Source organism: Actinophytocola sp., from assembly GCF_035942955.1.
In the GTDB taxonomy this organism is placed as follows: Bacteria; Actinomycetota; Actinomycetes; order Mycobacteriales; family Pseudonocardiaceae; genus DASYTH01.
Genome location: NZ_DASZCQ010000132.1, coordinates 24,738 through 47,546, shown reverse-complemented (window position 1 = coordinate 47,546; position 22,809 = coordinate 24,738). Strand labels below are relative to the sequence as shown.

Genomic DNA, 22,809 nt, shown 5'->3' with positions numbered 1-22,809 from the left:
CGGCAGGGACGACCACGACCGGTGGGAATTCCTCGTCCCGCGACACCTCACCGTTCTTGATCGACTTGCCGATCACGATCAGGTCGGCGAGATCGAACGCGGTCCATCTCGCCGTGGGCCGCCCGAGCTTGCGCGCCAGGTCGTCCTCGGTCACCCGCAGCTCGGCGAACGTGGCGATCACATCGGCGACACGCTGCTCGAGTGTCTTGCGCGGCTTGCCGTTCTCGTCGAGCGGACCGTCGGTCAGCGTCTTGCGGCAGCGCTCCTTGGCTTCCTCGATGAACCACGGAGGCAGCACGGCCTGGATGCACTGCCGCACGCGCCGGGCGCCGGCGTTGGCGTTGTTCTCGTAGATTGCCTGCAGATCGACCAGGGCTTTCGGCCCCTCGTCTTTCTGGTCGCGCTTGTGGGGGACGATGAAGATGGCTGAGGTGCGGGTGTTGGTCTGGACCTCCCAGGCCCAGGCCTGCATCTCCGACTGGCCGTGCTCATCGTCACGCCGCATTTCGGCCACGCCGTACTGGATGTTGCCCCACACCCGCGCCAGGTCCCGCGCCAGGTGTATAGAGATATCGGATCTGATCTTGCCGCCCCGGGGCACCCGGTAGAACGCACGTTCGGCCAGCGCGAATTGGGTGGTGGACTGGCGCATCGCGGCGATCGCCGCGGCGATGTCGCGCGGACAGCGCTGGGCGACCAGGATCGCCGCGTGCACCTCGGCCACCGCCCGGGACTGCTCGATCGCGGTGGCCTGCCCGATGCGAGTCGGTTGCTGCGGCAGGGCGATGTCGGTCATCAGCTGTCGCGCTCCCTCGAGGTGTAGTCGCACCTGGAGCAGCCGAAGTCACCGGTCGCTGTGTTGAACGTGCGCTCCGGCCAGCCGCACGACGGGCAGTCCGCGTCGATGCACAGCACCGGCGGTTGGCCGGTTACCGGATTGACCGGGATCGGACTGGGGGTCACCATGACCGGCCACTTTCGTCCACATCGGCCAGTGGTCCCGCCGGCTCGAGCTCCCAGCGTTGCACCGGGGCCGGCCGGCTGCCCTCCGCCAGCTTCCGCGCGATCTGCTCGGTAGTCGGGGTGATGCAGTAGACCGAGGCGGGGTTGTACAGCTGGGTGGCCCCCGGCGCTCCCGCTGCGCCGGGGACGTCCAACCGGAGAAAGCCCTTGCCGGCGATCTCCTGCTCGGTGAGGTAGCCGGCCAGGCGCCGGTGGCCCATCAGCTCGAGGATCACCCACTCGGCGAACGGCGCCGTCTCAGATTCGGTCATACCGCCACGTCCTGGACGCTCGCGACGGCCAACCAGGCGTTGTCGTCGGCCGGCGCCATGCCGTGGTCGTCGACACGTTGCGATCCCAGCGCGGTCGCGGCGGCCAGCGCGAGCGTGGCGTGCACCTGCGCGGCGGCGAGCGCGTTCGCGCAGGTGTCGACACCGTCCTCCTTGGCCGGGTAGTACTCGACGTCTTCCGGCAGATCAGACGACAACTGGCACGAGGTCAGCAGGGCCTCGGCCAGGCGGTAGTGCTCGGGTCCGGTCATCGCTGGCCCCCCAGGATCAGACCGGGCCGGTTGGTGGCCCCACCAAGGCCACAGTCGAAGAAGGTGGGCTTGATGTCCCGGGCGGCATCCAGGCATGCCTTGATCAGCGCCTCGGGGGTCAGACTCTGCTGACGGGCGGCGTTGGCCCGAGCCTCGGCAGCGGCGGCTTCCTCGGCCTTCTTGGCCACCTGGGTCTTGGCGTCGGCTTCCAGAATGGAGTTGATCCGGTCCTGCACTTCCTTGGGCAGGTGGTTGTCGCCGAGGGTGATCGACTCCAGCCGTACACCTTGCGGCCGCAGACGCCGGTCGAGTTCGCGGGTCACAGTGTCGGTGATCTTCGCCCGGTTGGTGGGCAGTTCCTCGGCGGCGTAGGCGCTGAACACCATGTTCACCGCGTCGTCGGTGGACCGGTCGACCAGGTCGGAGTTGAGCCGCTCGAAGCTGCCCCAGCCACGCCACAGGATCTCGGCGTTGTCCCGGTCGATGGTGTACAGCACGGTGAGGTCGATGCAGGCTGAGGCATTGCCGCGCAGCTTGACGGTGACGCAGTTGCCGTTGCCGTCGGCGGCGTCGCGGATCGACTTGTTGTTGCGGGTGGAGAACGTGTCCACCGACGACCACGGCGCCACCCAGCGCAGGCCGGAGTCGACGGTGCCCGCCCAGGCTCCGAAGTGGGTGACCACACCGACCTGGTTGGCGGGAACGACGGTCATCGAACTCAGCAGCAGCAGCAGGCCAGCGACCCCGCCGGCGATCACGGCGACGAACCCGGCGCCGCGCTTGACGTCGACGGGTTCATAGTAGCGCGATCCGCTGCCCCGGTGTGCGGATGGATGCTTGGCGACCATCCACACTGCGGCGGCGATGGCGGCCGCGAGGAACGTGATCAGGAACGCGATGAACATGGGTCAGCTGTCTCCTAGCTCGTAGTCGCCGCGCTCGAGCGCGATTTCGTGTTGGCGTTCCGCCCAGGGCGGGAGTCCAATGAGGACGATCGGTGTCGAGTTGCCCGGCCAGTCGCCGGTTTCCCGGTAGTGCCGGTATTCGGCGTAGTCGAGCCAGCGGTCCGTGGCGCGGCACTGCCGATACACGGTGAGTGCCTGCTGGTTGCGCAGCTGGCCGCGTTCAAGGGCGACCACGTCCAGCTGCACCACCGTGATCAGGTACGGCGGCGCCGTCTCCTGCACCACCAGCACCGCCGCCGGCTCGACGTCGCCGGCCAGGCCGAGGGCCTGGACGCCGTCGAGGTACCAGGCCAGCTGCTGGTCATAGCCGTACTGGTCGATCGCCTTGGAGATGGCGTCCGGGTCGGCGGACTTCGCGCTCTTGTAGTCCGGGACGATCAGCTGGCCGCCCGGTGGTGGGCAGCGCAGCCAGTCGACCAGCGCGCGCCGCCGGACGCCGTGCCGCTGGTCGAACCACACCAGGGTCTGCTCGGGTTGGCCGCTGCCCGGGGCGAACAGGGCGCTGGCGACCGGGTGCTCGCGCAGCGCGTCGGCCATCGCGTGCACCAGCTCGGCGTCGGCGGCCAGCAACGGCACCGCGCCAGCGGCGTAGGCCTCGTCCCGGGCCGCCCGGGCCGCCTTGGTGCGGTAGCCGTCGGCGTCGATGACAACCAGCTCCGGCCCGGTGCCCAGGACCAGGCGGTGCGCACCGTGCCCGATGTCGTACTCGCGGATGTGCTCGCTGCCCTCGTCGAGCCACTGCTTGAACTTCGCCGGGCAGGACGGGGGCAGCAGTTTCCGCGCACCGGACGACGACAGCGATCCCCCGGCGACCGGGTCGGCAAGGTATCGGTCAACCGGGATGTCGTACACACCCGGCTGGTCAATGGTTGCGGTGGCAGCATTCATCCCGGCCCCCGGCGGGCCAGCTCGACCACCGCGGTCGCGGCGACTGCCCGCACCTTCTCCTCCGGGGCGACCTGCAGCGTCGCGGCGATGAGCCCGGTGGCACGCTCAGGGCCGCAGACCCCAAGCAGGTGCCGCGCCTGCAGGACCATCCGCGCGACCCCGTCGCGGTACGCAGCCACCTGCTGGTCGAACTCCGCCATCTCGGCCGGGATGCTCATTCTGGCCTCCGAGCCGGCGCGTCCGTGGTCGGCTCGGCGACCGGGTCCGCGGCGATGTCGTTGGTCTCGGCAATCGCGTCGCGCAACGCGTCGGCCTCCCGTGTGGACAGGCCGAACCAAGCGCCGTCTCGACTGGCCAGCTTGACCGCGACCTGACGCCAGTCGATGTCTTCGGCGGGCAGGCCGGTGCGGACGAGCAGCTCGCCGCCGGCGCGGATGTCGGCCAGCCGGGCGTCCAGTTGGGACAGCAGCTCGTCGCGGTCGGCGCCGCCGATGATCCGGGCCCGCCACGCGGTCAGCTCGGCCGCCACCGCGCGGCGGGCGACCAGGGCGACCAACCGGGCGATCGCCGGCGCGTCGGCGGTGATCTCGATCCGGGCTTCAGCCATGGCCCCGGCGGAGGGTGGCGGTCCCGCGGAGCTCGATGCCCGGCGGCTGCCTCGGCCCTTAACGGTGATCACTTGCGTGCCGGTGCGCGGGTGGTCTTGGACATGGGTGATGTGGCAGGTGCCGTGGACGATCACGCAGACGTCGTTGACGATGGCGCGGGAGTCGGTTTCGCCGGTCTGCAGATCCTCGACGGTGATGCGCAGTCCCCGGTCAGCCATCGCGGCCACCTCGCGCCGTGCGTGGGCGTTGGGGCTTGCGGGCGCGCAGCTGGACGTGGGGGCCTGAGTCTGAGGGTGGGGTGCGGCGACGCCCGGCCGTAGTGCCCATGGCCGGCGTGCCGCCCGGATCGGGCTGGTGTTCGAAGATGCGGATGATGTCGCTGAGGTGCTGGTCGGTGAACCGGTAGGCGCCGCCCACCTTGGTGAACGGGATCCGGCGCTGGCGGGCCTGCTCGCGTACCCACCAGCCGGAGACGCCGAGCGCCGTGGCGATCGCGTCCGGGGTGTGGAGCTGGGGGAGACCGGCTCGTCGGTCTCCCGCAGGAGCTGTCATGCAACGCCCCCTCCGTCCACTGTGGACTTCAGCGTGCGCTCGAGCCGTCTGCGCCGCACCAGCCATGCGATCAGCCCGACCGTGACGGCGACGGTGAAGGCGCCGTACACCCACCAGGAGCCAATCCAGATCAACAGCGCCGCGATTAATCCGGCGGCGCACAGCACAGCCAGCGCGATGAAGAAGTAGCTGGCGAGGTCCTCGAGCAGGTCACTAACCGCGCTGGCGATGGCCCGCGATCCGCGGCGCCGGACACTCTCGACGGCCATCTTTTGGTCGATCACGAGGCCTCCTCCCGCGGCTGGCCGTCGACGGCCGGGACCGGCGGCAGCTCGAGCAGTCGCGCCGGATCCACGCGTACCGGGACCTCGGTCAGCTCCAGGCCCAGGCTGGCGAGCAGGTCGTACGCGGCCAGCGGATCCATGTGGTCCCAGATCCGCACCTGATGACCGTCGGCCTCGGTCCACACCGACACGTCGACGTACTGGTAGTCGGGGTGTCTGCGGAAGCGCACCGCCGTGTCCAGGGCGCGGGCCCAGATCGCGGCGTCGGCGACGTTTCCGCCGTCGCCGGCCAGCAGCAGTTCGATGTCGCCAATGACGTCGCGCATGCCGTCCTGCTGCCGGCAGTGGGAGATGGCCGGCAGGCTGGCGTGCCGGGTCAGGAAGCGGTGCGTCGCCGCGGCCAAGTCGGCCAGCCGGGCGTTGGGAGTCCGATCAGGACCGGGATTGGCCTCGGCGGTGACCGCTATGGCAGAGTTGTTGTCGTGCATGGAAGATGATTCCTTCCGTGTGTAGGGCGGCCGGCCCGCACGCTGGCCGCCTGTCCTATGTGGGGGGTTACTGCTGGCCGTCGAGGGCTGTGCGCAGCCGGTCGACGGCGTCCTGCGCCTCGTGGTCGGCCGTCTGCCGTACCGCCTCGTGAGCGGCCTGGCGGAGGTGGTCTTCGGCCGGCTGGGTCACGCCGACCTCCGGAGCCGGGGCCCGCGGCGGGTGATCACGCCACCTCATCCGAAATCACCAGCTCTTGACGATCCTCGACACCCAGCGCGGTGCAGATCGCGCCGAACACGCGAGGGGCGACCTTGGTGCGCTTGCCGGTCTCGATGTGGCTGAGGTAGGCCTCGGAGATCTGGCACTTCGCCGCGAACGGCGCCAGGTTGTAGCCCTGCATCTTCCGCCGGCGGCGTACCTCGCGACCGTTGATCGCGACCGACGGCGACTCGGTGATCGGCATGATCGAGAAACTACTGCTCTATACAGCTATAAGCAACACTTCTGCTAGATCGCGATTGATTATGTTGTGTTACCTACGAGACTTCACTAGACTTCACAGGACTTGACTGGAATCATCAGGCGTATGGGGATCACCCTCGGTACGCGCATCACGGCCCGTCGTGACGATCTCGGTCTCAGCATGAGCGCGGCGGCCCGGTCCGCCGGCGTCAACCGGTTGACCTGGCGGGCGTGGGAGAAGGACATGTCGGTACCGGAGAGCTACAACCACGTGAAGATCGAGCGGGTTCTGCGGTGGGAGCGTGGTTCTGTCGCCGAGGTCCTCAACGGTCGGCCGCCGGTCGAACTAGCCGACGAGGCAGATAGCCAGCCGGACTTGCGCGACGAGACCGAGCGGGAGATTTGGGCGATCACGGAACTCAGCGAGGAGGTCAGGTGGGCCTACATCATCCGGCGACGCCGGCGCCTGGAGGGCCGGAACGGAGATGCGAATGATGGTCGCGACACCGCGTAGCACAGCCGCCGATCGGGTGACGTTGCATAACGAAACGGGCACAAGATCGCACGTTGCATGGTGCACCGCCTAAGACCAGATCATGACCGATTGGGCGTGGGCGGTGATCTTCATTTTCGCTGGCACGATTGGGCTAGTCCTATGGGGACTGTGGCGAATGTTCGTTCGTCTGGACAGGAAACTAGCCGCGCATGAGAAAGCGCTGTGTCTGTCCAATCAGGATCCTGACCGTAGCTGGCGCGGGCGACAGTATCTGCGGGTCGTGCCCGCAGTCGCCGCGCTAGCCGGCGTGGCGGTGCTGTTGCGCGCGGCGGTCCGGTCATACCCGATGGCCACCACCGCCCGGGTGGGCGCGGCCGCCGGCGCGGCCGCCCTGGTCCTCGCCGCGCCGGCGTCGGACCAGGATGCGTCGCCGGCGCCGGCGGAGGCATTGCCGCCTCCGCCGGTCACCTCGGCGCAGCAACCCCCGCTGCCGCCATCCACAGCCGCGCCACCGAGCTCGTCGCCGGCGCCCCACGCAGCGCCGGCGACTCCGCGGACCATGGCGGCGCCGCGCGCATCGTCGGCGGTCACGTCGGCCGCAGTGCCGGCGACGAGCCCGTCGGTCGTCACCGCTTCGGTTACGCTGCCGCCACCCCCGGTCGAGGTCCGACTCGGCCCGGCCGAAACGGTCGACCCAGGCGGCACGACACACTCTGGCCCGCTGCTGCCACTGCTGTCGGCGCTGCTGGCACCGTAGACGCTTCACCACAACCCCCCTGTGCGGAGGGAGGTCACAGCCCATGGGCTACGCCGAGAAACGCGGCGACTACTACCGCGGCCGGTTCAAGATCGCGCCCGGCAAGTACGGCACCGTCTGCGATCCGGCGACCGGTGCGGCGCTGAAGTACCACACCCGGCGCGAGGCCAAGCAGGCCGCCGACGACGAGGAAGCCAAGGTCCGCGGCGGCACCTGGCGCGACCCGGCGGCCGGGCAGCTGACCTTTGGCGCCTACGTGTCGCGCTGGTACGCCGGCCAGGACCTGGCCGCCTCGACCATGCAGAACCTGCGCCACCACATCGAAGAGCATCTACTGCCCGAGTTCGAGCACCGGGCGCTCGCCGAGATCCTGCGGGCCGACGTCGATGCGTGGGAGCGCAAGGAGAAGGCCGCCGGCTACGCCGACAGCAGCGTCCGAACCTGGCGCGGCACCCTGCACGTGATCCTCGAGGACGCCGTCGAGGAGGGACTCATCGGCACCAACCCGGCCCGGCGGCGACGCGGCCGGGGCAAGCGGGCCGGCCAGACCCGGCACTGGGGCCCGGAGAAGGTCATCACCGATCCGGTGGGCGCGCTGCTGATCGCCGAGCGGGCGGCGCTGCTGGCTGGCCGCGACGACGAGTTCGTTGCCGTGACCACGCTGTACTACACCGGCATGCGGTGGGCCGAGCTGGTCGGGCTGGAGACTGAATATGCACGGCTGCGGTCGATCCGCGTCGAGCACCAGCTCTACGAGCTCGACACCGGCGAGCTGGTCCGCTGCCCACCCAAGGACGACTCCTATCGCACCATCGACACCCCGGCGTTCCTGGCCAAACTGATCTCCGAGCACATCGCCCGGACCGCGCCGCGTCCGTGTGCTTGCCACGGCCGCACCTACGTGTTCCGCGGCCTGGGCGCGCCGACCGGCGCTGCGCGCCGGCCGGGGGCCAAGCTCGTCGACGTCGCCCGCCGCGCCGGCGTGTCCACCGGCACCGTCTCCAACGTGCTCAACCACCCGCAGCGCGTCGCCGAGGCCACCCGCTTGCAGGTGCGCGACGCGATCGCCGATCTCGGGTTCGTCCGGGGCGGTACCGACGCCGAGCCGGTGGCGCACTGGCGCCGGGGCAGCTTCGGCGCCTGGTTGTTCCACCCGGCGGTGACCGGCTGGTACCCGCGCAAGGCGCCGCAGGACGCGCGGCCGGTGCCGCTGCTGGCCGAGCCGTGGCCGGGGATCCCGGTGCGCGGCCGCAACGCCGGCGGCCGCGCAGGCGCCAGCTGGACGCCGATCGCCCCGGGTCTGACCCCGCACGGACTGCGGCACTCGCACAAGACCCGGATGCGCGAGCTGGGCACGCCACCCAAGTTGATGGACGACCGGCTGGGACACCTCGACGGCTCGGTCCAGGCCCGCTACGACCACATCACCGCGCCGATGCGCCAGCGCCTGCTCGACGGCCTCACCGAGGAATGGGAGACGGCGCTCGACGCCCGCCGCGCGCTGTGCCCGCGGTCCCCGGTCACCGTGCTCGATGATCTGCTTCGCGGCCGGGAGCGCAGGACCGCCGACAGCACCCGACCCAGGCCACGTCGAGCCCTTCAGGAGGTGGCGCAGTGAATCGCCGAGCGCCGCAAATCAAGATCGTCTCCCAAATTTCTCCCAAAACGGGGAGAAATGCCCCCGGTGGGGCACCACATAACCCCTGTGAACAGGCCAAACAGTTGCAATTTAAGCAGGCGACCGCTTCGCTGATAACGAAGAGGTCGGAGGTTCAAGTCCTCCTAGGCCCACCAGGTCAGGCCCCGTCCACTGTGGAGCGGACGGGCCTTTCACTGCCCGGAGTGACTTACTGGGTGACTACGCGGCCGGTCTCGGGAAGATGCGGCCCATCTCGTCGGCCCCGTCCTCCACGACCGGCCGGATCTGGTGCCGGTAGATCAGCTCGGTCGTCTTGGTGTTCTTGTGCCCGACCAGGCGCGAGATGACCTCGATGGGCACCTTGTGGTCGGAGAGCAGCGACACGAAGCTGTGCCGCAACTCCCGGGGCGTCCAGTCCTTGGCGACCAGTCCAGCCGCCGTGGCGATCCGGCGGAAGCCCCGCCGGATGTTGGCCGCGTCCAGCTCGGTACCAACCTTCGACGTGAACACCAGGCCGTTCTCCCGCCACTTGTCCCCGGCCGCTCGGCGCATCGCATCCTGTCGTTCCTGCTGAGCACGCAGGGCGTCAACGCACCGTTGCGGGATCGCCAGCGACCGGCGGGACTTCGGCGTCTTGGTGTCGCCACCGGCCCGGACTGAGCGCCACACGTCAACGTGGGCTTTTGGTTCGTCGTCGTCGGATTCGCTCTGCCCGGCGTCGCCTACCGGCAGTAGGTGGACGTGCGGCCAGGCGAGTGGCCGAACCTCCTCGGTTCGCAAGCCGCCAAGCAGCGAGACGACGACGTAGGCACCCATTGTGGAGTCGTCGCGTTCGGCCACGAACAGCAACGCTTCCGCCTGGTCGAAGGTGAGCGACTTCGACGGCCGCCCCTTGCGGCCGACCGGGCATTCGCACAGGAGCAGGACGTTCCGCTTAACCTTCTCTCGCGCCTGAGCCCGCTTAATGGCACGGACAGCAATGGAGACGATGTCGCGCAAGGTTCGGGTACTCACGTGTTGGGCCCGGTCAGCTAGCCATTCGTCGCCTTCCTCAGCGGTCAGCTTGGGGAGTTTTCGCGCACCAATGAATGGGATCACGTGTGTATCAGCAAGGGTGCGCAACTTGGCGACCGTGGCGGGTCTCGTCCCGGCAAGCCGTACGTCAGCCAGTCGTTTACCGCATCGGCCACGGTGTAGCCGTGAGCACCTTTCGTGCTGGTGCCGTCCTCGATGTCGCGGAGAATCTCCCGGAGCTTGTTCATGGCGGCCGTCTTGGTCTTGCCGCTGGCCTTCCTGGTGATGCGCTTGCCGGCCGATGTGTAGCAGCCCCGCTCGGACGTTGTCACTCGGCGAGCGGAGCGCGGCGCTTGAGCGAGGCCGCTACCCCTCGCAGTCTGGCTCGCAGTTGTCTAGTGTGATCCTTGTGTTGATGTGGCGGGAGATAGCGGTCAGTGACTGGCGGAGTACCCTGGCGGAGGCTGTGGACCACCTCGACAGTGCGCTCGCACCAAGTGCGTTTGTCACCGAGGACGACCCGCCCAACAGGCGTGCGAACTCGATGTGGCTCGGGTCGGATCAGACACTTCAGCATCTGCGATTTAGGCGGGGTGCCGAGGTCACTATCGACCAGTTGGCGGCGGCGTTACGAAATACTCGCGGCGCGGTCGATCTCACGTTTTCCGCACCGCAGTCCGTGTCCTGGGTGTGGGCACTGGCCGGGGATGAACAGCGCGCTGGTCTGGAGCGGGCAATGTTCGTTGCCGCTGACAAGACACTCGGCTACCTCACGCAGACAGTAAACTTTGCTGCATCGGTCACCCTGCATGCGACTGCCCGCACAGCGGATATACCTGATCAGCCGGCAAGACCGCCGTTGCTACACACCCATTGCCACATGATCGGCGTCCTAGATGGCGACCGAGCGCTGCAGCCGCTCAACACAAGGCCGTTGAACAATCCGGACCGGATACGAGAGCTCGGTGCAGTGAACCGGGCGGTGCTGGCGGACGAATTGGTGATGCTCGGTTATTCGATCAAGGGGCAAGCCGGGCCAGACCGACGTTACTTCGAGATCGAAGGAGTGCCGACAGGGATGTTCCACCCGCGCCTCTGGGATTACGCCCAATGCGGCGGGTTGCTCGGTGACGACTTTCTGCGGGAGTGGGACGGCCCGTGCTTCTAACGGCCGTGTTGGCGCGGGGCCGGGGGTCGTCAGTGCGGCCGTGTAGGTATGCCGCGTCCGGGTAGTGGTGACCGGTAGCGGTGGTAGCGGCTGACGGATCGCATGCGCTACCGGTCTGACCTGCGCGGTAGCGGTGGTAGCGGCAGTAGCGCACAGAACCGGCATGTGCCAACGGTGGCCGGCGAGCCCGGGCCGGGCGGGGCGTTGGCGCTTGGCGAGCGGCGCGCGGCCTTCGAGCGGGCCGCTAGGACGGCCGTAGACGGCCTGGCAGGCGTCCCCTGGTGTGATTGGACCCGGGGGAGTGGGCCGATCTGTCGTCCGCCGGCGGATGCGACGCGTCGAGCTGGACACGACGCATGTTCCCTACCAGCCCAGGGCCCGTCGGGAGCCGGCGGTGCGCGGGGTCGCTCGGTGAGTCACGTATTGCGTGACAACCGGGTACGAGGAAAACAGGAGTAGTGCCCGCTGAGATGGTGTACGACGTTGACGCTGGTCAGCAGCGTGTCGTCGGGGTGTGAGACGGCCACCGCGTGATCCTTCGAGATGACTAGTTCGAGATCGAAGGAGACGCGATGGCCGCACATGACAGTGTGGACTCTTCTGGCTGGCTTGCCGAGCAGGTGGCCTCGGCGAGCCCGGATCTGCTGCGGCAGATGGTCACGGCGTTCGCCGATGCGTTGATGTCGGCGCAGGCCGATCAGCGATGCGGGGCCGACTACGGGGTGCGCAGCCCGGAGCGGGTGAACTCTCGAAACGGTTACCGGACAAGGGAATGGGACACCCGGGTCGGCACGGTCGAGTTGGCGATCCCCAAGCTTCGGTCCGGCAGCTACTTCCCGGAGTGGCTGCTGCAGCATCGGCGCCGCGCCGAGCAGGCGCTGGTGACGGTGGTAGCGACCAGCTACCTGCTGGGGGTCTCGACCCGGCGGGTGGAAAAGCTCGCCGAGCAGCTGGGAATCAAGCAGTTGTCCAAGTCGCAGGTCAGCGAGATGGCCGCGCATCTGGACGCCCAGGTGCAGGCGTTTCGCGAGCGGCCCTTGGATGCCGGCCCGTACACGTTCGTGGCAATGGACGCGTTGACGATCAAGGTGCGCGAGGGCGGGCGCATCGTCAACGTGCACGCCCTGATCGCCACCGGCGTCAACAACGACGGCCGCCGCGAGGTCCTGGGCCTCGACGTCGCCTCCGAGGAGGACGGCGCCGGGTGGCTGGCCTTCCTGCGCGGCCTGGTCGCCCGCGGCCTGACCGGCGTGCGCCTGGTGACCAGCGACGCGCACACTGGGCTGACCGCCGCGGTCTGCTCCGCCCTGCCCGGCGCGACCTGGCAACGCTGCCGCACCCACTACCTGCGCAACCTGCTCACCAGGGTCCCGAAGTCGGCCCAACCTGGCGTCGCCACCCTGGTCCGCACGATCTTCGACCAGGCCAGCCCCGAGGCCGTGCGCGAGCAGTTCGCCAAGGTCGTCGACAGCCTCGCCGAGAAGCTGCCCGCCGCGGCCGACCACCTCGACTCCGCCCGCGAGGAACTGCTCGCCTTCACCGCCTTCCCCCGCGAGATCTGGAAGCAGATCTGGTCGAACAACCCGCAGGAGCGGCTCAACAAGGAGATCCGCCGCCGCACCGACGTCGTCGGCATCTTCCCCAACCGCGCGGCCATCATCCGCCTCGTCGGTGCCGTGCTCGCCGAGCAGACCGACGAATGGGCCGAAGGCCACCGCTACATGGGACCCGAGATCCTCGCCCGCAGCCGCCTCCACCCCATCACGACCGGCGACACCACCGAACCCAAGGAAATCATGGCACCCGACGAACTAACCGCCTAAAGTCCAGTGGATCACGCGGAGCCGCCACATACACCACTCCAGCGGACGTGACCACGACAGGTGCGTACACTCCCGAACGTTGGTGGACGTCAAGATGCCCTGTGACCTGGGTGGGATCGAGGTCTCGAACACGGCGAGATTCCCTGATTACGAAGAGGTCGGAGGTTCAAGTCCTCCCAGGCCCACTCACTCCCGATCCGGCCGCCCGTGGCGTGCGCGCCCTCCAGCCCTCACCGTGACCACCACAGGGTCTGGGTTGGTGATCTTGGGGTTGTGGCAGACTGGGGTGCCTGCCAGCACTCCCGTTGGTCGGGCGTGCAACCGTGTCCGTGATGCCAAGGGAGGCATTGAAGGTGAAGAAGCTGCTCGCACTCGCGGTCGCCGCCGGTGGTGTTCTGCTGCTGCTCCGGAGGAGGAGCGCCGCCAAGGCCGAGTCCGACCTCTGGCGCGAGGCCACCGCCCCGGCCGGCGACGTGAACAACGCCAAGAAGGCCTGACCTGGTGCGGGATCCACCCGCACCACCACGGGGACGTAGCTCAATTGGCAGAGCACTGCCTTTGCAAGGCAGGGGTTAGGGGTTCGATTCCCCTCGTCTCCACCCATCTCCATACACGCTAAGGCCCAGGTCAGCGCGGTGGTCGCGCCGGCCCGGGCCGTTGGCGTCAGCTCGCCTTCTCACCCGTCGTGCCCCTTGTCCTGGACCCGCTGGGCCTTCGCTACGTTGCGGCTGATCTTGTTCGCGATCTCCTGATCACGCTCCCGCGACGCATGCTGGTAGATCAACGCCGCGCGCATCGTGGCGTGCCCCATGCGTGACATCAGCTCCTTGGTTGTCGCGCCGGCCCGGGCCGCCAGCTCGTTCCCGGTGTGCCGGTGATCGTGAAAGTGCACGTCCGTCTTCGTGATCTTCGCTGCTACCAGCGCGGCGAGCCACACCTTGCGGAAGTTGTGCCGACGTAGCCGGCCGCCCTTGGGACCGACGAACACGACCGCGTCGGTGCCTGCCGCGACGTACCGCGTCAGGTGATCGGCCAGCACGGGCAGGATCACCTTCGGAATCGCCACCTCCCTGACGCCAGCCTCGCTCTTCGGTCCCTTGATCACTCGCCGACCGCCGCGCAGCTCGGCTTGCGACTTCGACACCGACACCTCTCCGGACCTCATGTTGAGATCGCCGCGCGTCAACGCGGCCAGCTCACCGAACCGGAGACTCGTGAATGCGCCGAGTAGGACGAGCACCCGGTACCGCGGCTTGATCGCGTCAGCCACCGCGAATACCTCATCGACCGTGAGCGTCTTCCGCTCGGCCGAACCATCCTCGCCAGCCTTCGCGATCCGACACGGATTCCGCCGCGCGAGTTGATCGTCAACGGCCGTGTTCATGATCGCCCGAAGTACCCGGTAGGCCTTCGCCCGGGCCGCCCGGCCGACCTTCTCCTCTGCCAGCCGGTTCCACCAGGTTGGAACCCGTCCGGCCTTGAGATCCTTCACCGCCACATCGCCGATGTACGGCACCACATGTAGCCGGAACGCGAACTCATAGCGCTCCCGCGTGGTCTCTGCCAACGGCCGTTCCTTGATCCACTTAGCGCCGTAGTCGGCGAGCTTCACCTTGCCCGCGTCCGGATCGACAAGGACACCGGCCGCCCCGAGGAGAACGGCGCCAGCTACCTCCCGCTCGACGTCGCCGGCGGCACCTTCCTCGAAGAACCCACGGTCGTCCCCAAGGCCCTGTTCCTGTGCGTCGAGGACCTCACCGGCCGCCGCTACACCCGCGCCCGCGACCAATGGATCGCCCGCATGCCCACCGCCGAAGAGTCCGCCGTCCTCGAACTCCCCACCGGCGCAGCCGTCCTCCACGTCATCCACACCGCCCGCGACGAAAACGGCGACATCCTCGAAATCAGCGAATCCATCTGGCCCGCCGACCGCGTCGTCGTCATCGACGACTACGACATCGAACAGGAACCCGAAGAACCCTCCGCATCTGGCGAGGTCTAACCCACCCGCGCCACCATCGACAGGTGACCACCGAACACGCCACCCAACTCCGCAACCACTGGTGGTGGCGACCAGGCTGGCGAGCCGACCGCCAGTTCTACACCTGGCACCTCACCTTCACCGGACAGCGAGATCTACACCGCCTGGTCACCGCTTACCAACACGCTCTACGCGACGTCCCCGGACTCGACCTCATCCCCGTCGACTGGCTGCACCTCACCATGCAAGGAGTCGGATTCGTCGACGAGATCGCTCCGGCTGACATCCGCGCCATCGCCGACACCGCGACCCGCCATCTCGCCGAGCTTCCCCCCGCCAAAGTGACCTTTCACCGGCCAGTCGTTCGGCCCGAAGCTCTCGCGCTCCCGCCGACGCCCATCGAAACGTTGTTCGCAATCCGCGACGCGATCCGTGCCGGCATCGCCGCAGTCTGGGGCGACGACCACGTCCCCGAGACCAACAACCGCTTCCAGCCGCACCTGAGCATGGCCTACGTCAACACCGACGGCCCCGCCACGGCGGCCGTCGCGGCTCTCAATAGCGTCCAGCCCGAGCCAGCCCACGTCACGGTCACCGAAGCTTCACTCATCGTGCTCCACCGCGACGACCACCTTTACCATTGGGACACGTTCGCAAGCGGTCAGTTCGCCGCCCAGTCGTGAACCGGAACGCCATAGTAAGAAGGAGTGCTATCTGTGCCCCGCAGGGTGAGCGATAACTTCATCGAGCCATGGCTCGAGTACGAGAAGCGGGTACATGAAGAGTTCGGCCGCAATGGGTTTAAGAAGCGCTGCGTGTGGTCCGGTGTAGGGGAAGTCACAACGGCTGAGGTCAGCGATTTTCGAAAGATATTGGAGACCGCGCCCGACGAGAAGCCGCTGCAGCGCTACATCGCCGAGCATCCAGCTTTACTGGTGGGTGAGAGGGGGGTGCCGCACTGCCGCTGGGTTATCCCTCAACCGAGCCTGGCGGAGAGGTACTTCCCAGACTTCCTCGTCGCGCGCATCAACAGTGGTGGCGTGCGGTGGTCTTTTGTTGAGCTGGAAACGCCTGTCATTGACTCGCTGTTTACTCAGCATGGCCATGCGCGTAAGCAGCTCAGGCAAGGCATTAAGCAAATCGACGACTGGCGAGCGTGGTGCGAAGATAATTTGGACATCGCCCGTCGCCCGCGTAATAAGGGAGGTCTTGGCCTGACAGACATCTACCCGGCACCTGGGCTTGTCATTATCGGTCGCAGTGACGATAGAACCGACGAGGACCGGGCTGGGCGATTGCGTCGGTTTGAGGAAAGACACCAAGTAGAGATCTGGTCATATGACAGGTTGATCCGCGAGGCGGAGGATCGGGCACAGGAGCCGGGGAAGCATGGTTCGCCGAGCTGCGAGGAGTGTGGGATCGCATAGCGAAAGGCCCGTGTAGTGTTCGAACCTTCGTCAAAGTTGGTAACGCTGCGGGGCCGCCGCCGGGGATGCTGCCACGCGTCATGGCGTCCCATCTTTGCCCGGTCGGCCGCGAGTGTGTATCAGAAGCCACAGTCCAGCCTTCCGGACACTAGACGCACGAAGCCAGCGGCGCAGCCATGACGCTTTCCGTGGCACCCTACATCGAGCAAACGCATTGACGAACTCATACAGCTTTTCGGCGAGTTCGCGCTCCAGATTCCAAGCTTTGTGGAAGACGTCATCGTTGTAGCTCTTTCCTGCGGGTACCCAGAGTGTACAGAACCTACCGTGTAAGCCGTACTTCTCTGCCAGAATGAAGAACTCCTGTAGCCTGGCGTTATTAGCGTCGATATCCCGAATGCGATTGGCAAGCCAGTCAATTCGTGTGAGGGCCAGTGCCTTATAGCGGGCAACTGACTCGTTTGCCTTAAGTTCCAACTCACGGATTAACTCTTCGCGACGTTCAGCATCCACTTCAGTAGCGCTCTCCAGCCTGCGATGGACGGCGTTTAGGAGTGATTGATCACGCCTGGCGGCTGCGGCGCGGTCTGGTAACTCAGCGGAGAGCAACTCGCCGAGAGCAAGCACGTCACGCTCCCAGCGATCTTCTCTTCTTTTCCGGGCTTCTACGTGCGGCACCACGAACAGTTGAACCGCGATCTGAGCTAAGAGGGCAAGGCCTGCCCCGACGAGCACGGTCACGATTGGATCCGGGATCATTCGCCGAATGTAGTGGGATGCTGCCGAATTTGGCTCTATGGGATCAAGGCGCGCCGCCGCGCGGCGCGCTCGCAGGGCCGGTCGCGCTGGCACCAGCGCCACTCTTCGGACGCGGCACACGGCCGGCTGCCGCTCCGCTCACGCCGGCCGGCACCGCGCGGCACGGCTCCCGGCGAGCGCACCCACGCGCGCCGCGCGGCGGCACACCGAAACCAGGGCCAGCAACCCGACAGCAGCTCGAGCCAGCACCAGCGCGTCAACGAGACCGTTCCCTCTACCGCCCGAGATCGTCTGACACCGGGCCGCCGGCATCAAGGGCGCTGGCGCGTCGCTGCGCGATCGAGCTTCGCTCGACCCTTGACACCGACGACCCGGTGTTAGGCGCGGCAAGGGCGGGGAACGGCGGCGAGGAGGCACCCGAGCCGCGGACTTCGATCGTGTCGGCTCACGGTCCGGAGGTGGCCAAGATGGCTGGGCAGCTTGCTCTCTTCGATGGCGTGCAGCTCGTCATGTGGACGACGGCGCGGCTCATGGCCGTGCCCCCGGCGTGCCCCTCGCGTGCCCGGACGGAGGGGGAGTCATGGGGAATCACGGCCACTATCGGCCAGAATCTCACTCAACGTCTAGCAGATTGGGCCCCGAGGTCACTGCGGGTAGTCGGCCGTACATTTGCAAGGCAGGGGTTAGGGGTTCGATTCCCCTCGTCTCCACTCGACTTAGGCTGGGGTGGATTGGGCCGGTGGGCCTTCTGGGGTGAGGTGGGTGATGTCCGACTGGCGCACGCAGGGTTGGGCGCGGAGTAGGCGGATGAGGGCGACGGGGGAGGCTCCGGCGGGGGTGCAGGGTTCGGGGAGTTTGCCGGCGAGGATGGCTGGGCCGCGGACGGCTTGGATCTGGGGGCCGGGGCCGAGGCAGACGAGGACGTACATGTCGCGGTCGGCATGGGCGGGGCCGATGTAGAGCTCGGTGCCGAGGACGCGGACGCAGTGGGTGGGGGGGTCGGTGGGCTCGACGAGGATCGGCAGGGCGCTGGTGAGGGTCGGCTCCATGGGCGCGTCGCGGCAGGTGCTGGAGCAGAACTCGGTGTCCAACCAGGGTTGGACGGTCTCGGTGCAGCCGGGGCGCTTGCACCTCGCGGCAGAGTGATCGTTCATGGCCGGTCCTAGGGGTAGCCAACTTGACTGGCCCTACCCAAGTGCAGCAGTTGTCGAATGAGTCTCGCTTAAGTCTCGGTCTCGTCGGCACCGGTGCTCGGCCGAGAAATTCCCATGTAGAGCTGCGATCAAACAACCCTGACCAGGGCAAGCCGCGGGATGGTCCCGGTGTGTCGATCGACGACCGGTGGGCCGGCGAGCCGGGCAATCACCGACCGTCGGACGGGACTGAGTGCGGATCCCAAGGCACCGGCGCTCAACGGTGCCGGCGGGCGGAGTGGGGACACGCGTGTCACCGAGATCCGGCCGGCGACATCGTTCTGCACTGGCACAAGACGCTCGCTGAACCGCCCCGGGGTCTGATGGAGGCTCACTCGTTGAGTGAGGATGTGGATCACGGCTCGGAGGACGAGGTACTCGCGGGAGTTCCGTGAGGGTGAGTGGTCCGCGCTCGTGGGGTTGGTCCGAAGTGATCGGTCCGCAATCCGTGGAGATGGCGACACATGGATGCGCACGGCATGCATGGCCGGGCTCGTGGGTTCCGGCGACCGGGTCAGAGTGACGCATGGCGCCGGGTCGAGCCGGCGCCGTGGCTACGCCAAGCGGAGGAGCAGCTCGAGCGGAAGGTGCGCGGATCACCTGTACTTGGGTTCTTCTTCGCACCGGCCTGGCCCATACGAGCCGCGCAGGCATACCTGACGTGCCGAGCGCTCTGGCGACGCCGGGCGGTGGTTCGACCCGGCAACCGGCAGACATGTCTATCGGATCGGCAGTCGGCATCTGAGCGATAGCAGGCTCAGGAAGGCCAGCGAGCACCATGCGGTGAAGCGAGCTCGGCAGCGCTACGTGGACCGCGGTGCGACGGAGATCGTGGAGCTGGGCAAGCCCTGTGACCTCTGGTCGACGACCACGAGATCGGTGGGCGTGTGAACCTCGTTGAGGGTGAGCTCGATGCCGGCGGTCGCGACCGAGCTGATCGAGTTCTGGAGGGTGGGGGTGACTACGAGGCTTCTGGTGGCAGGTTTCGGATCTGGTCGGACTGGCGGCCGGAGCAGGACAGGCTGTCGCCGACGCAGTTGCGGTACGACTTGCCGCCCCTGCCGTCGACCGTGTCGGGCAACCGCTGGCTTACGTCGGGTCTGGTTGACTGTGCGGCGCTATGGGACGAGTGGTGGTCTTGGCTGGGGCGGTGTTGGTCGCGCTCGCGGGGTGTGGTGGGCAGGTGGCGGGGCGGGCGGTGGGGGTTGAGCGGCCCAGTGAGCCGGTGCCGACCAGTACCGTGCAGCCGCCGGGGAGTCCGGTGGCGGTGGGGGAGGGGCCGTGTCCCTATCTGGAGAGCGCGTTCGTGGCCGATGCGAACGGGCAGCGGGTGGGGAAGGTGCGGGTGTCGGCGGATGTGCCGCATCCGGCGTGCTTTTTCTATCGGGGGGACGGGAAGGTTCAGCTGACGGTGCAGGTGTACGTGGGGGATCCGGGGGCGGCGAAGGCGTTGGTTGATCGGGAGGCGCCGCGGAGCACGTCGAACCCGGCGGAGCTGCCGGGCGGCTGGGCGGGTGGGGCCCAGCCGACCGACAGCGGTGCCGTGTACGCCGTGGCCAAGGGTGGCGCGGCGGTCGTGATCACGACGAACCAGGCGCAGACCATCAAGGCCAAGCGGGTCGCCGAGAGGACGATCGCCGCGTTGGGGCTCTAGTTCGGGCGGCTGGCCGGCTTCTGCGGGGCGGACTGGCCGTTGCGCTGGCCGTCGCCCTCGGTGGATGCCTTGGCCGACTCCGCCTTCTCGGCCTTGTCGGCCCTCGGCTCGGCGGGCTTGGCCGGCGCTGGCGCCGGCGGGGTGGCCGGCGTGACCAGCTCGGACTTCGCCTTGCGCAGGTACGCGACCCCCGCGCCGATGGCCGCGATCAGGACGAGCAGCGGCCAGCGCCGGCGGCGCTTGGGGCGGGCCTTGGCTTCCGCCCGTGCCGCCTTGGCCGCGGCCTTCATCTGAGCCCTGGTCTCGGCCAGGTGCGCGGCGCCTTCCTTGGTGCGCGCCTTGAACCGCTCCGCCTCGGCGGCGAAGCCCTTCCTGGCCTCCTTGGCCTCCTTCTTGGCCCGCTTGAGCTGGGCCCGCGCGACCTTCGCCGGCCTGGACCGCTTCGCATCCTTGCGCGCCTGCTCGGCGGCCTTGGCCAGCTCCTTGCGAGTGTGCTTGGCCGTGCGCGCCAGCCTGCGCCGCGCACGCTTGGTCGTCTTGGCCATCTCATCCCGTGCGACCTGAGCACCTTCGGCCAACGCCGCGGAAAGCTGTTGGGGCGCGGCGCCGTGCTCGGTCAGTTTGTGCTCGGCAGCGGTCGCCGCCCGCGCGGTCGCCTCGGCGCCGGCAATCCCGGCCCGACGCACTGCGTCCAGGCTGGCCGCGACGGCCTTCCCCACCGTCTCTCCGGCCCGAGTCATCGCCTTCACCTCGTCCATCGTGTGTACTCCAGTACCTACAGGGACATATCCATCCTGCCCCGGAACCGCCGATCCCGCTGGAGATGGCAGGATGACCAAGTGGCAGACAGCAGTGGATCCCTCGTTGGAATGAAGGTTTCGGCCACCCTGCACACCACGCAGGGTGATATCCGGCTGAACCTCCTTCCCGATCATGCACCCAAGACCGTGAGCAACTTCGTCGGCCTCGCCGAGGGGACCAAGGAGTACTCCCCGGCCAACGCGAAGGGGGAACGGTCCGGGCCGTACTACGACGGGTCGATCTTCCATCGGGTGATCGATGGATTCATGATCCAGGGCGGCGACCCGACCGGGACCGGCCGCGGCGGGCCCGGCTACAACTTCGCCGACGAGTTCCACCCGGAGCTGCAGTTCAACCGGCCGTACCTGCTGGCGATGGCCAACCCCGGGCGGCCGAACATGAACGGCTCGCAGTTCTTCATCACGGTGGCGCCGACGACCTGGCTGAACTTCAAGCACACGATCTTCGGTGAGGTCGCCGACCAGGAGTCCCGCAACGTGGTCGACGCGATCGCCCGGACCAAGGTCGGCGCCGGCGACCGCCCCGTCGAGGACGTGGTGATCCAGCGCGTCACGATCGAGCGCTCGGAGAGCTGAGCCGGCATGACCACCCCGCCGGAGCCGCCCGACTCGTGGGGAACTCAGGCGGCCATGCCGAGCTGCGTGCGGCACCCGGACCGGCCGACCGGGTTGCGCTGCACCCGGTGTGACCGCCCGGCCTGCCCGGAGTGCCTGCGCGAGGCCTCGGTCGGCTACCAGTGCGTCGACTGCGTGAACGAGGGCCGCCGCACCGTCCGGCGGGCCAGGACGGTGGCCGGGGCCGAGCCGTCCCAGCGGCTCATCGTCGTGCCGGCGCTGATCCTGCTCAACCTCGTGGTGTTCGCGGTCACCGCGTACCAGGCCCAGAGCATCGGCAACAACCAGAACAGCGAGCTGTTCATCGACTGGCACCTGCGGCCGACGCTCGTCGCCTACGGCGAGTGGTGGCGCATGTTCACGTCGGGCTTCCTGCACCAGGGTCCGGTGCACATCGCGTTGAACATGATCGCGTTGTACGTGCTCGGCCGGGATCTGGAGCCGCTGCTCGGGCGGCTGCGGTTCGCGGCGGTGTACTTCGTCTCGATGCTCGGCGGCGCCGTCGCGATCATGCTGTTCGGCAACGCCAACCAGCCCGTGGCCGGCGCGTCCGGGGCGGTGTTCGGCCTGATGGGCGGGATCGCCGTGGTGTTGTTGCGGCTCAAGCTGAATCCGGGCCCGGCACTCGGGATCATCGCGCTGAACGTGTTCATCAGCATCACGCTGCCCAACATCTCGCTGCTTGGCCATCTCGGCGGTTTGGTGGTCGGGGCGGTCGCGACCGCCGCGATGGTGTATGCCCCGGCGCGGTCCCGGGCCGCATGGCAGACCGGCACGATGATCGGGTTGGTGGTCGCGCTCGTTGGCCTGATCCTGGTGCGGGACGCGCAGTTGGGCGAGCTGTTCTGCGATCCCCGGTTCGGCTGCATCCGGATCAGTGGCTGATCAGGTCCGCAGCGCGCGGATCGCGTCCACCACGTCGACCGGGTCCGCGCCGAGGTCGAACCAGCCGAGCACGACCAGGTCGTCCTCGGCGTCCAGCTCGACGGTCGCCAGGTCGCGGCCGAGCCGGCGGGTGTGCACCAGTCGCACGTTCACCTCGCCCCAGCCCCAGTGCCGGCGGCCGGTCAGGTTGCGCACGGTGACCCCGCCGGCGTCGGCGGTCAGCCGCGGCCGGGCGACCGTGCCGAACAACGCGAGCAGGGCGAGGCCGATCGCGGCGACTGCGAGCAGCACCCGACCGGGCAGGTCGTCGGTGAGGATCACCCACCCGGTCGCGGCCGCGGCGAGCACCCACGCCAGGCCGACCAGCGGCGCCCGCGGGGCCCAAGAATGCGCATCTGACCTGGTGGAGTTGTCCACAGCAGTTGTCCACACTGGGGATGAGTTACAGCCATGTGGTTCAGTCACGGTAGGCTGAACGGCGGTATCCGGATGAACACCGAGCGGCGCCGGGATGAACGGTCAGCGCCACCGCATGGTCATCAGCAGACCGCCGATCATCAGGGCGAACCCGATGGCGAAGTTCCAGTTGCCCAGATCGTTCATGATCGGGATCTTGGTGCCGGCGATGTAGTTGACGACCAGCCAGGCCAGGCCGAGCAGCATCACGCCGAGCATGACCACGACATAGATCGGGTGGGACGGTCCGGCCGACTTCACCTTCACCGGCGTGCGTCGATCGGCCGGCGCGGTGTAGACGGCCTTCTTCCGGACCTTGGACTTAGGCAT

33 protein-coding genes and 1 tRNA gene are annotated in these 22,809 nt (G+C 68.0%); 13 read left to right on the top strand and 21 right to left on the bottom strand.

What is annotated here, in order from left to right:
- The 13 genes from VGX25_RS13455 to VGX25_RS13395 form a co-directional block, all read right to left on the bottom strand.
- On the bottom strand, nt 1–796 hold a 796-nt coding region (locus tag VGX25_RS13455; RefSeq protein ID WP_326918070.1), incomplete at its 3' end, for a hypothetical protein.
- Nucleotides 796–966 carry a hypothetical protein gene (locus VGX25_RS13450; protein WP_326918068.1) on the bottom strand — a complete coding sequence of 57 codons (171 nt, stop codon included), beginning with the start codon at nt 964–966 and terminating at the stop codon, nt 796–798. The genes VGX25_RS13450 and VGX25_RS13455, both read right to left, overlap by 1 nt.
- A complete protein-coding gene (locus VGX25_RS13445) occupies nt 960–1,274 on the bottom strand; it encodes a hypothetical protein (protein WP_326918067.1) in 315 nt (104 codons plus the stop codon). The genes VGX25_RS13450 and VGX25_RS13445 overlap by 7 nt, the downstream gene beginning before the upstream one ends.
- On the bottom strand, nt 1,271–1,543 hold the full coding sequence (locus VGX25_RS13440) for a hypothetical protein (protein WP_326918065.1): 273 nt from the start codon (nt 1,541–1,543) through the stop codon (nt 1,271–1,273). The genes VGX25_RS13445 and VGX25_RS13440 overlap by 4 nt, the downstream gene beginning before the upstream one ends.
- On the bottom strand, nt 1,540–2,448 hold the full coding sequence (locus tag VGX25_RS13435) for an SPFH domain-containing protein (RefSeq protein WP_326918064.1): 909 nt from the start codon (nt 2,446–2,448) through the stop codon (nt 1,540–1,542). Before VGX25_RS13435 ends, VGX25_RS13440 begins: the two co-directional genes overlap by 4 nt.
- 3 nt (nt 2,449–2,451) lie before the next feature.
- On the bottom strand, nt 2,452–3,396 hold the full coding sequence (locus VGX25_RS13430) for a PD-(D/E)XK nuclease-like domain-containing protein (RefSeq protein WP_326918063.1): 945 nt from the start codon (nt 3,394–3,396) through the stop codon (nt 2,452–2,454).
- Nucleotides 3,393–3,614, bottom strand: a complete 222-nt coding sequence (locus VGX25_RS13425; protein ID WP_326918062.1) for a hypothetical protein — start codon at nt 3,612–3,614, stop codon at nt 3,393–3,395. The genes VGX25_RS13430 and VGX25_RS13425 overlap by 4 nt, the downstream gene beginning before the upstream one ends.
- Nucleotides 3,611–4,222 carry a hypothetical protein gene (locus tag VGX25_RS13420; protein ID WP_326918061.1) on the bottom strand — a complete coding sequence of 204 codons (612 nt, stop codon included), beginning with the start codon at nt 4,220–4,222 and terminating at the stop codon, nt 3,611–3,613. Before VGX25_RS13420 ends, VGX25_RS13425 begins: the two co-directional genes overlap by 4 nt.
- The gene (locus VGX25_RS13415; RefSeq protein ID WP_326918060.1) at nt 4,215–4,556 is read right to left on the bottom strand and encodes a hypothetical protein; all 342 of its coding nucleotides are present in this window, start codon (nt 4,554–4,556) and stop codon (nt 4,215–4,217) included. The genes VGX25_RS13420 and VGX25_RS13415 overlap by 8 nt, the downstream gene beginning before the upstream one ends.
- Complete coding sequence (locus VGX25_RS13410; RefSeq protein WP_326918059.1) at nt 4,553–4,840, bottom strand: hypothetical protein; 288 nt, start codon at nt 4,838–4,840, stop codon at nt 4,553–4,555. The genes VGX25_RS13415 and VGX25_RS13410 overlap by 4 nt, the downstream gene beginning before the upstream one ends.
- On the bottom strand, nt 4,837–5,328 hold the full coding sequence (locus VGX25_RS13405) for a hypothetical protein (RefSeq protein WP_326918058.1): 492 nt from the start codon (nt 5,326–5,328) through the stop codon (nt 4,837–4,839). The genes VGX25_RS13410 and VGX25_RS13405 overlap by 4 nt, the downstream gene beginning before the upstream one ends.
- 67 nt (nt 5,329–5,395) lie before the next feature.
- Nucleotides 5,396–5,566, bottom strand: coding sequence for a hypothetical protein (locus tag VGX25_RS13400; RefSeq protein ID WP_326918056.1), 171 nt, complete (start codon nt 5,564–5,566; stop codon nt 5,396–5,398).
- A complete protein-coding gene (locus VGX25_RS13395; RefSeq protein WP_326918055.1) occupies nt 5,553–5,792 on the bottom strand; it encodes a helix-turn-helix transcriptional regulator in 240 nt (79 codons plus the stop codon). Before VGX25_RS13395 ends, VGX25_RS13400 begins: the two co-directional genes overlap by 14 nt.
- Nucleotides 5,793–5,915: 123 nt before the next feature.
- On the opposite strand from VGX25_RS13395, the gene VGX25_RS13390 reads away from it, so the two are divergent.
- The 3 genes from VGX25_RS13390 (at nt 5,916) to VGX25_RS13380 (ending at nt 8,662) form a co-directional block, all read left to right on the top strand.
- The gene (locus VGX25_RS13390) at nt 5,916–6,305 is read left to right on the top strand and encodes a hypothetical protein (protein ID WP_326918053.1); all 390 of its coding nucleotides are present in this window, start codon (nt 5,916–5,918) and stop codon (nt 6,303–6,305) included.
- Between the two features lie 262 nt (nt 6,306–6,567).
- Nucleotides 6,568–7,044, top strand: coding sequence for a hypothetical protein (locus VGX25_RS13385; RefSeq protein WP_326918051.1), 477 nt, complete (start codon nt 6,568–6,570; stop codon nt 7,042–7,044).
- Nucleotides 7,045–7,087: 43 nt separating this feature from the next.
- A complete protein-coding gene (locus VGX25_RS13380) occupies nt 7,088–8,662 on the top strand; it encodes a LacI family DNA-binding transcriptional regulator (RefSeq protein ID WP_326918050.1) in 1,575 nt (524 codons plus the stop codon).
- A gap of 240 nt (nt 8,663–8,902) precedes the next feature.
- Here VGX25_RS13380 and VGX25_RS13375 read toward each other — a convergent pair whose 3' ends face one another.
- Nucleotides 8,903–9,805 (bottom strand): site-specific integrase, encoded by a 903-nt coding sequence (locus VGX25_RS13375; protein WP_326918049.1) that lies wholly within the window; start codon nt 9,803–9,805, stop codon nt 8,903–8,905.
- Nucleotides 9,778–10,029 (bottom strand): hypothetical protein, encoded by a 252-nt coding sequence (locus VGX25_RS13370; RefSeq protein WP_326918048.1) that lies wholly within the window; start codon nt 10,027–10,029, stop codon nt 9,778–9,780. The genes VGX25_RS13375 and VGX25_RS13370 overlap by 28 nt, the downstream gene beginning before the upstream one ends.
- Before the next feature lie 134 nt (nt 10,030–10,163).
- On the opposite strand from VGX25_RS13370, the gene VGX25_RS13365 reads away from it, so the two are divergent.
- The 4 genes from VGX25_RS13365 to VGX25_RS13350 all read left to right on the top strand — a co-directional run bounded on the left by VGX25_RS13365 (nt 10,164) and on the right by VGX25_RS13350 (nt 13,287).
- Nucleotides 10,164–10,865, top strand: coding sequence for a relaxase domain-containing protein (locus VGX25_RS13365; RefSeq protein ID WP_326918047.1), 702 nt, complete (start codon nt 10,164–10,166; stop codon nt 10,863–10,865).
- Nucleotides 10,866–11,437: 572 nt separating this feature from the next.
- Nucleotides 11,438–12,688, top strand: a complete 1,251-nt coding sequence (locus VGX25_RS13360) for an IS256 family transposase (RefSeq protein WP_326918046.1) — start codon at nt 11,438–11,440, stop codon at nt 12,686–12,688.
- 353 nt (nt 12,689–13,041) lie between these two features.
- Nucleotides 13,042–13,185, top strand: a complete 144-nt coding sequence (locus VGX25_RS13355) for a DLW-39 family protein (RefSeq protein WP_414635793.1) — start codon at nt 13,042–13,044, stop codon at nt 13,183–13,185.
- Nucleotides 13,186–13,214: 29 nt separating this feature from the next.
- A tRNA-Ala gene (locus tag VGX25_RS13350) sits at nt 13,215–13,287 on the top strand.
- A gap of 77 nt (nt 13,288–13,364) precedes the next feature.
- On the opposite strand, the gene VGX25_RS13345 is transcribed toward VGX25_RS13350, so the two are convergent.
- Nucleotides 13,365–14,300, bottom strand: coding sequence for a tyrosine-type recombinase/integrase (locus VGX25_RS13345; RefSeq protein ID WP_326918075.1), 936 nt, complete (start codon nt 14,298–14,300; stop codon nt 13,365–13,367).
- Between VGX25_RS13345 and VGX25_RS13340 the strand changes: the two genes are divergently transcribed.
- From VGX25_RS13340 to VGX25_RS13330, 3 genes are read left to right on the top strand one after another with little or no spacing between them, the layout of a single operon-like run.
- Entirely contained in the window at nt 14,229–14,690 is a 462-nt protein-coding gene (locus VGX25_RS13340) for a UTRA domain-containing protein (RefSeq protein WP_326918074.1), read from the top strand. The genes VGX25_RS13345 and VGX25_RS13340 overlap by 72 nt on opposite strands.
- 23 nt (nt 14,691–14,713) lie before the next feature.
- The gene (locus tag VGX25_RS13335; protein ID WP_326918045.1) at nt 14,714–15,352 is read left to right on the top strand and encodes a 2'-5' RNA ligase family protein; all 639 of its coding nucleotides are present in this window, start codon (nt 14,714–14,716) and stop codon (nt 15,350–15,352) included.
- 45 nt (nt 15,353–15,397) lie between these two features.
- Entirely contained in the window at nt 15,398–16,096 is a 699-nt protein-coding gene (locus VGX25_RS13330; RefSeq protein WP_326918043.1) for a Shedu anti-phage system protein SduA domain-containing protein, read from the top strand.
- 78 nt (nt 16,097–16,174) lie between these two features.
- Here the strand turns inward: VGX25_RS13330 and VGX25_RS13325 are convergent, their stop codons facing one another.
- A complete protein-coding gene (locus tag VGX25_RS13325) occupies nt 16,175–16,837 on the bottom strand; it encodes a hypothetical protein (protein WP_326918041.1) in 663 nt (220 codons plus the stop codon).
- Nucleotides 16,838–17,571: 734 nt separating this feature from the next.
- Nucleotides 17,572–18,009, bottom strand: a complete 438-nt coding sequence (locus VGX25_RS13320) for a hypothetical protein (RefSeq protein WP_326918040.1) — start codon at nt 18,007–18,009, stop codon at nt 17,572–17,574.
- A 1,264-nt stretch (nt 18,010–19,273) separates the two neighbouring features.
- Between VGX25_RS13320 and VGX25_RS13315 the strand changes: the two genes are divergently transcribed.
- A complete protein-coding gene (locus tag VGX25_RS13315; protein ID WP_414635792.1) occupies nt 19,274–19,702 on the top strand; it encodes a DUF2020 domain-containing protein in 429 nt (142 codons plus the stop codon).
- On the opposite strand, the gene VGX25_RS13310 is transcribed toward VGX25_RS13315, so the two are convergent.
- Nucleotides 19,699–20,442, bottom strand: coding sequence for a hypothetical protein (locus VGX25_RS13310; RefSeq protein ID WP_326918037.1), 744 nt, complete (start codon nt 20,440–20,442; stop codon nt 19,699–19,701). The two genes, VGX25_RS13315 and VGX25_RS13310, sit on opposite strands and share 4 nt — an antisense overlap.
- A gap of 129 nt (nt 20,443–20,571) precedes the next feature.
- Between VGX25_RS13310 and VGX25_RS13305 the strand changes: the two genes are divergently transcribed.
- Nucleotides 20,572–21,099: a peptidylprolyl isomerase gene (locus tag VGX25_RS13305; protein WP_326918035.1), complete on the top strand. Its 528-nt coding sequence runs from the start codon at nt 20,572–20,574 to the stop codon at nt 21,097–21,099.
- Nucleotides 21,100–21,105: 6 nt separating this feature from the next.
- Nucleotides 21,106–22,023: a rhomboid family intramembrane serine protease gene (locus VGX25_RS13300; RefSeq protein ID WP_326918034.1), complete on the top strand. Its 918-nt coding sequence runs from the start codon at nt 21,106–21,108 to the stop codon at nt 22,021–22,023.
- On the opposite strand, the gene VGX25_RS13295 is transcribed toward VGX25_RS13300, so the two are convergent.
- Together VGX25_RS13295 and crgA are read right to left on the bottom strand one after the other, a co-directional pair.
- Nucleotides 22,024–22,440 (bottom strand): PH domain-containing protein, encoded by a 417-nt coding sequence (locus tag VGX25_RS13295; protein WP_326918033.1) that lies wholly within the window; start codon nt 22,438–22,440, stop codon nt 22,024–22,026.
- A gap of 102 nt (nt 22,441–22,542) precedes the next feature.
- Nucleotides 22,543–22,809 (bottom strand): cell division protein CrgA, encoded by a 267-nt coding sequence (gene crgA / locus VGX25_RS13290; RefSeq protein ID WP_326918032.1) that lies wholly within the window; start codon nt 22,807–22,809, stop codon nt 22,543–22,545.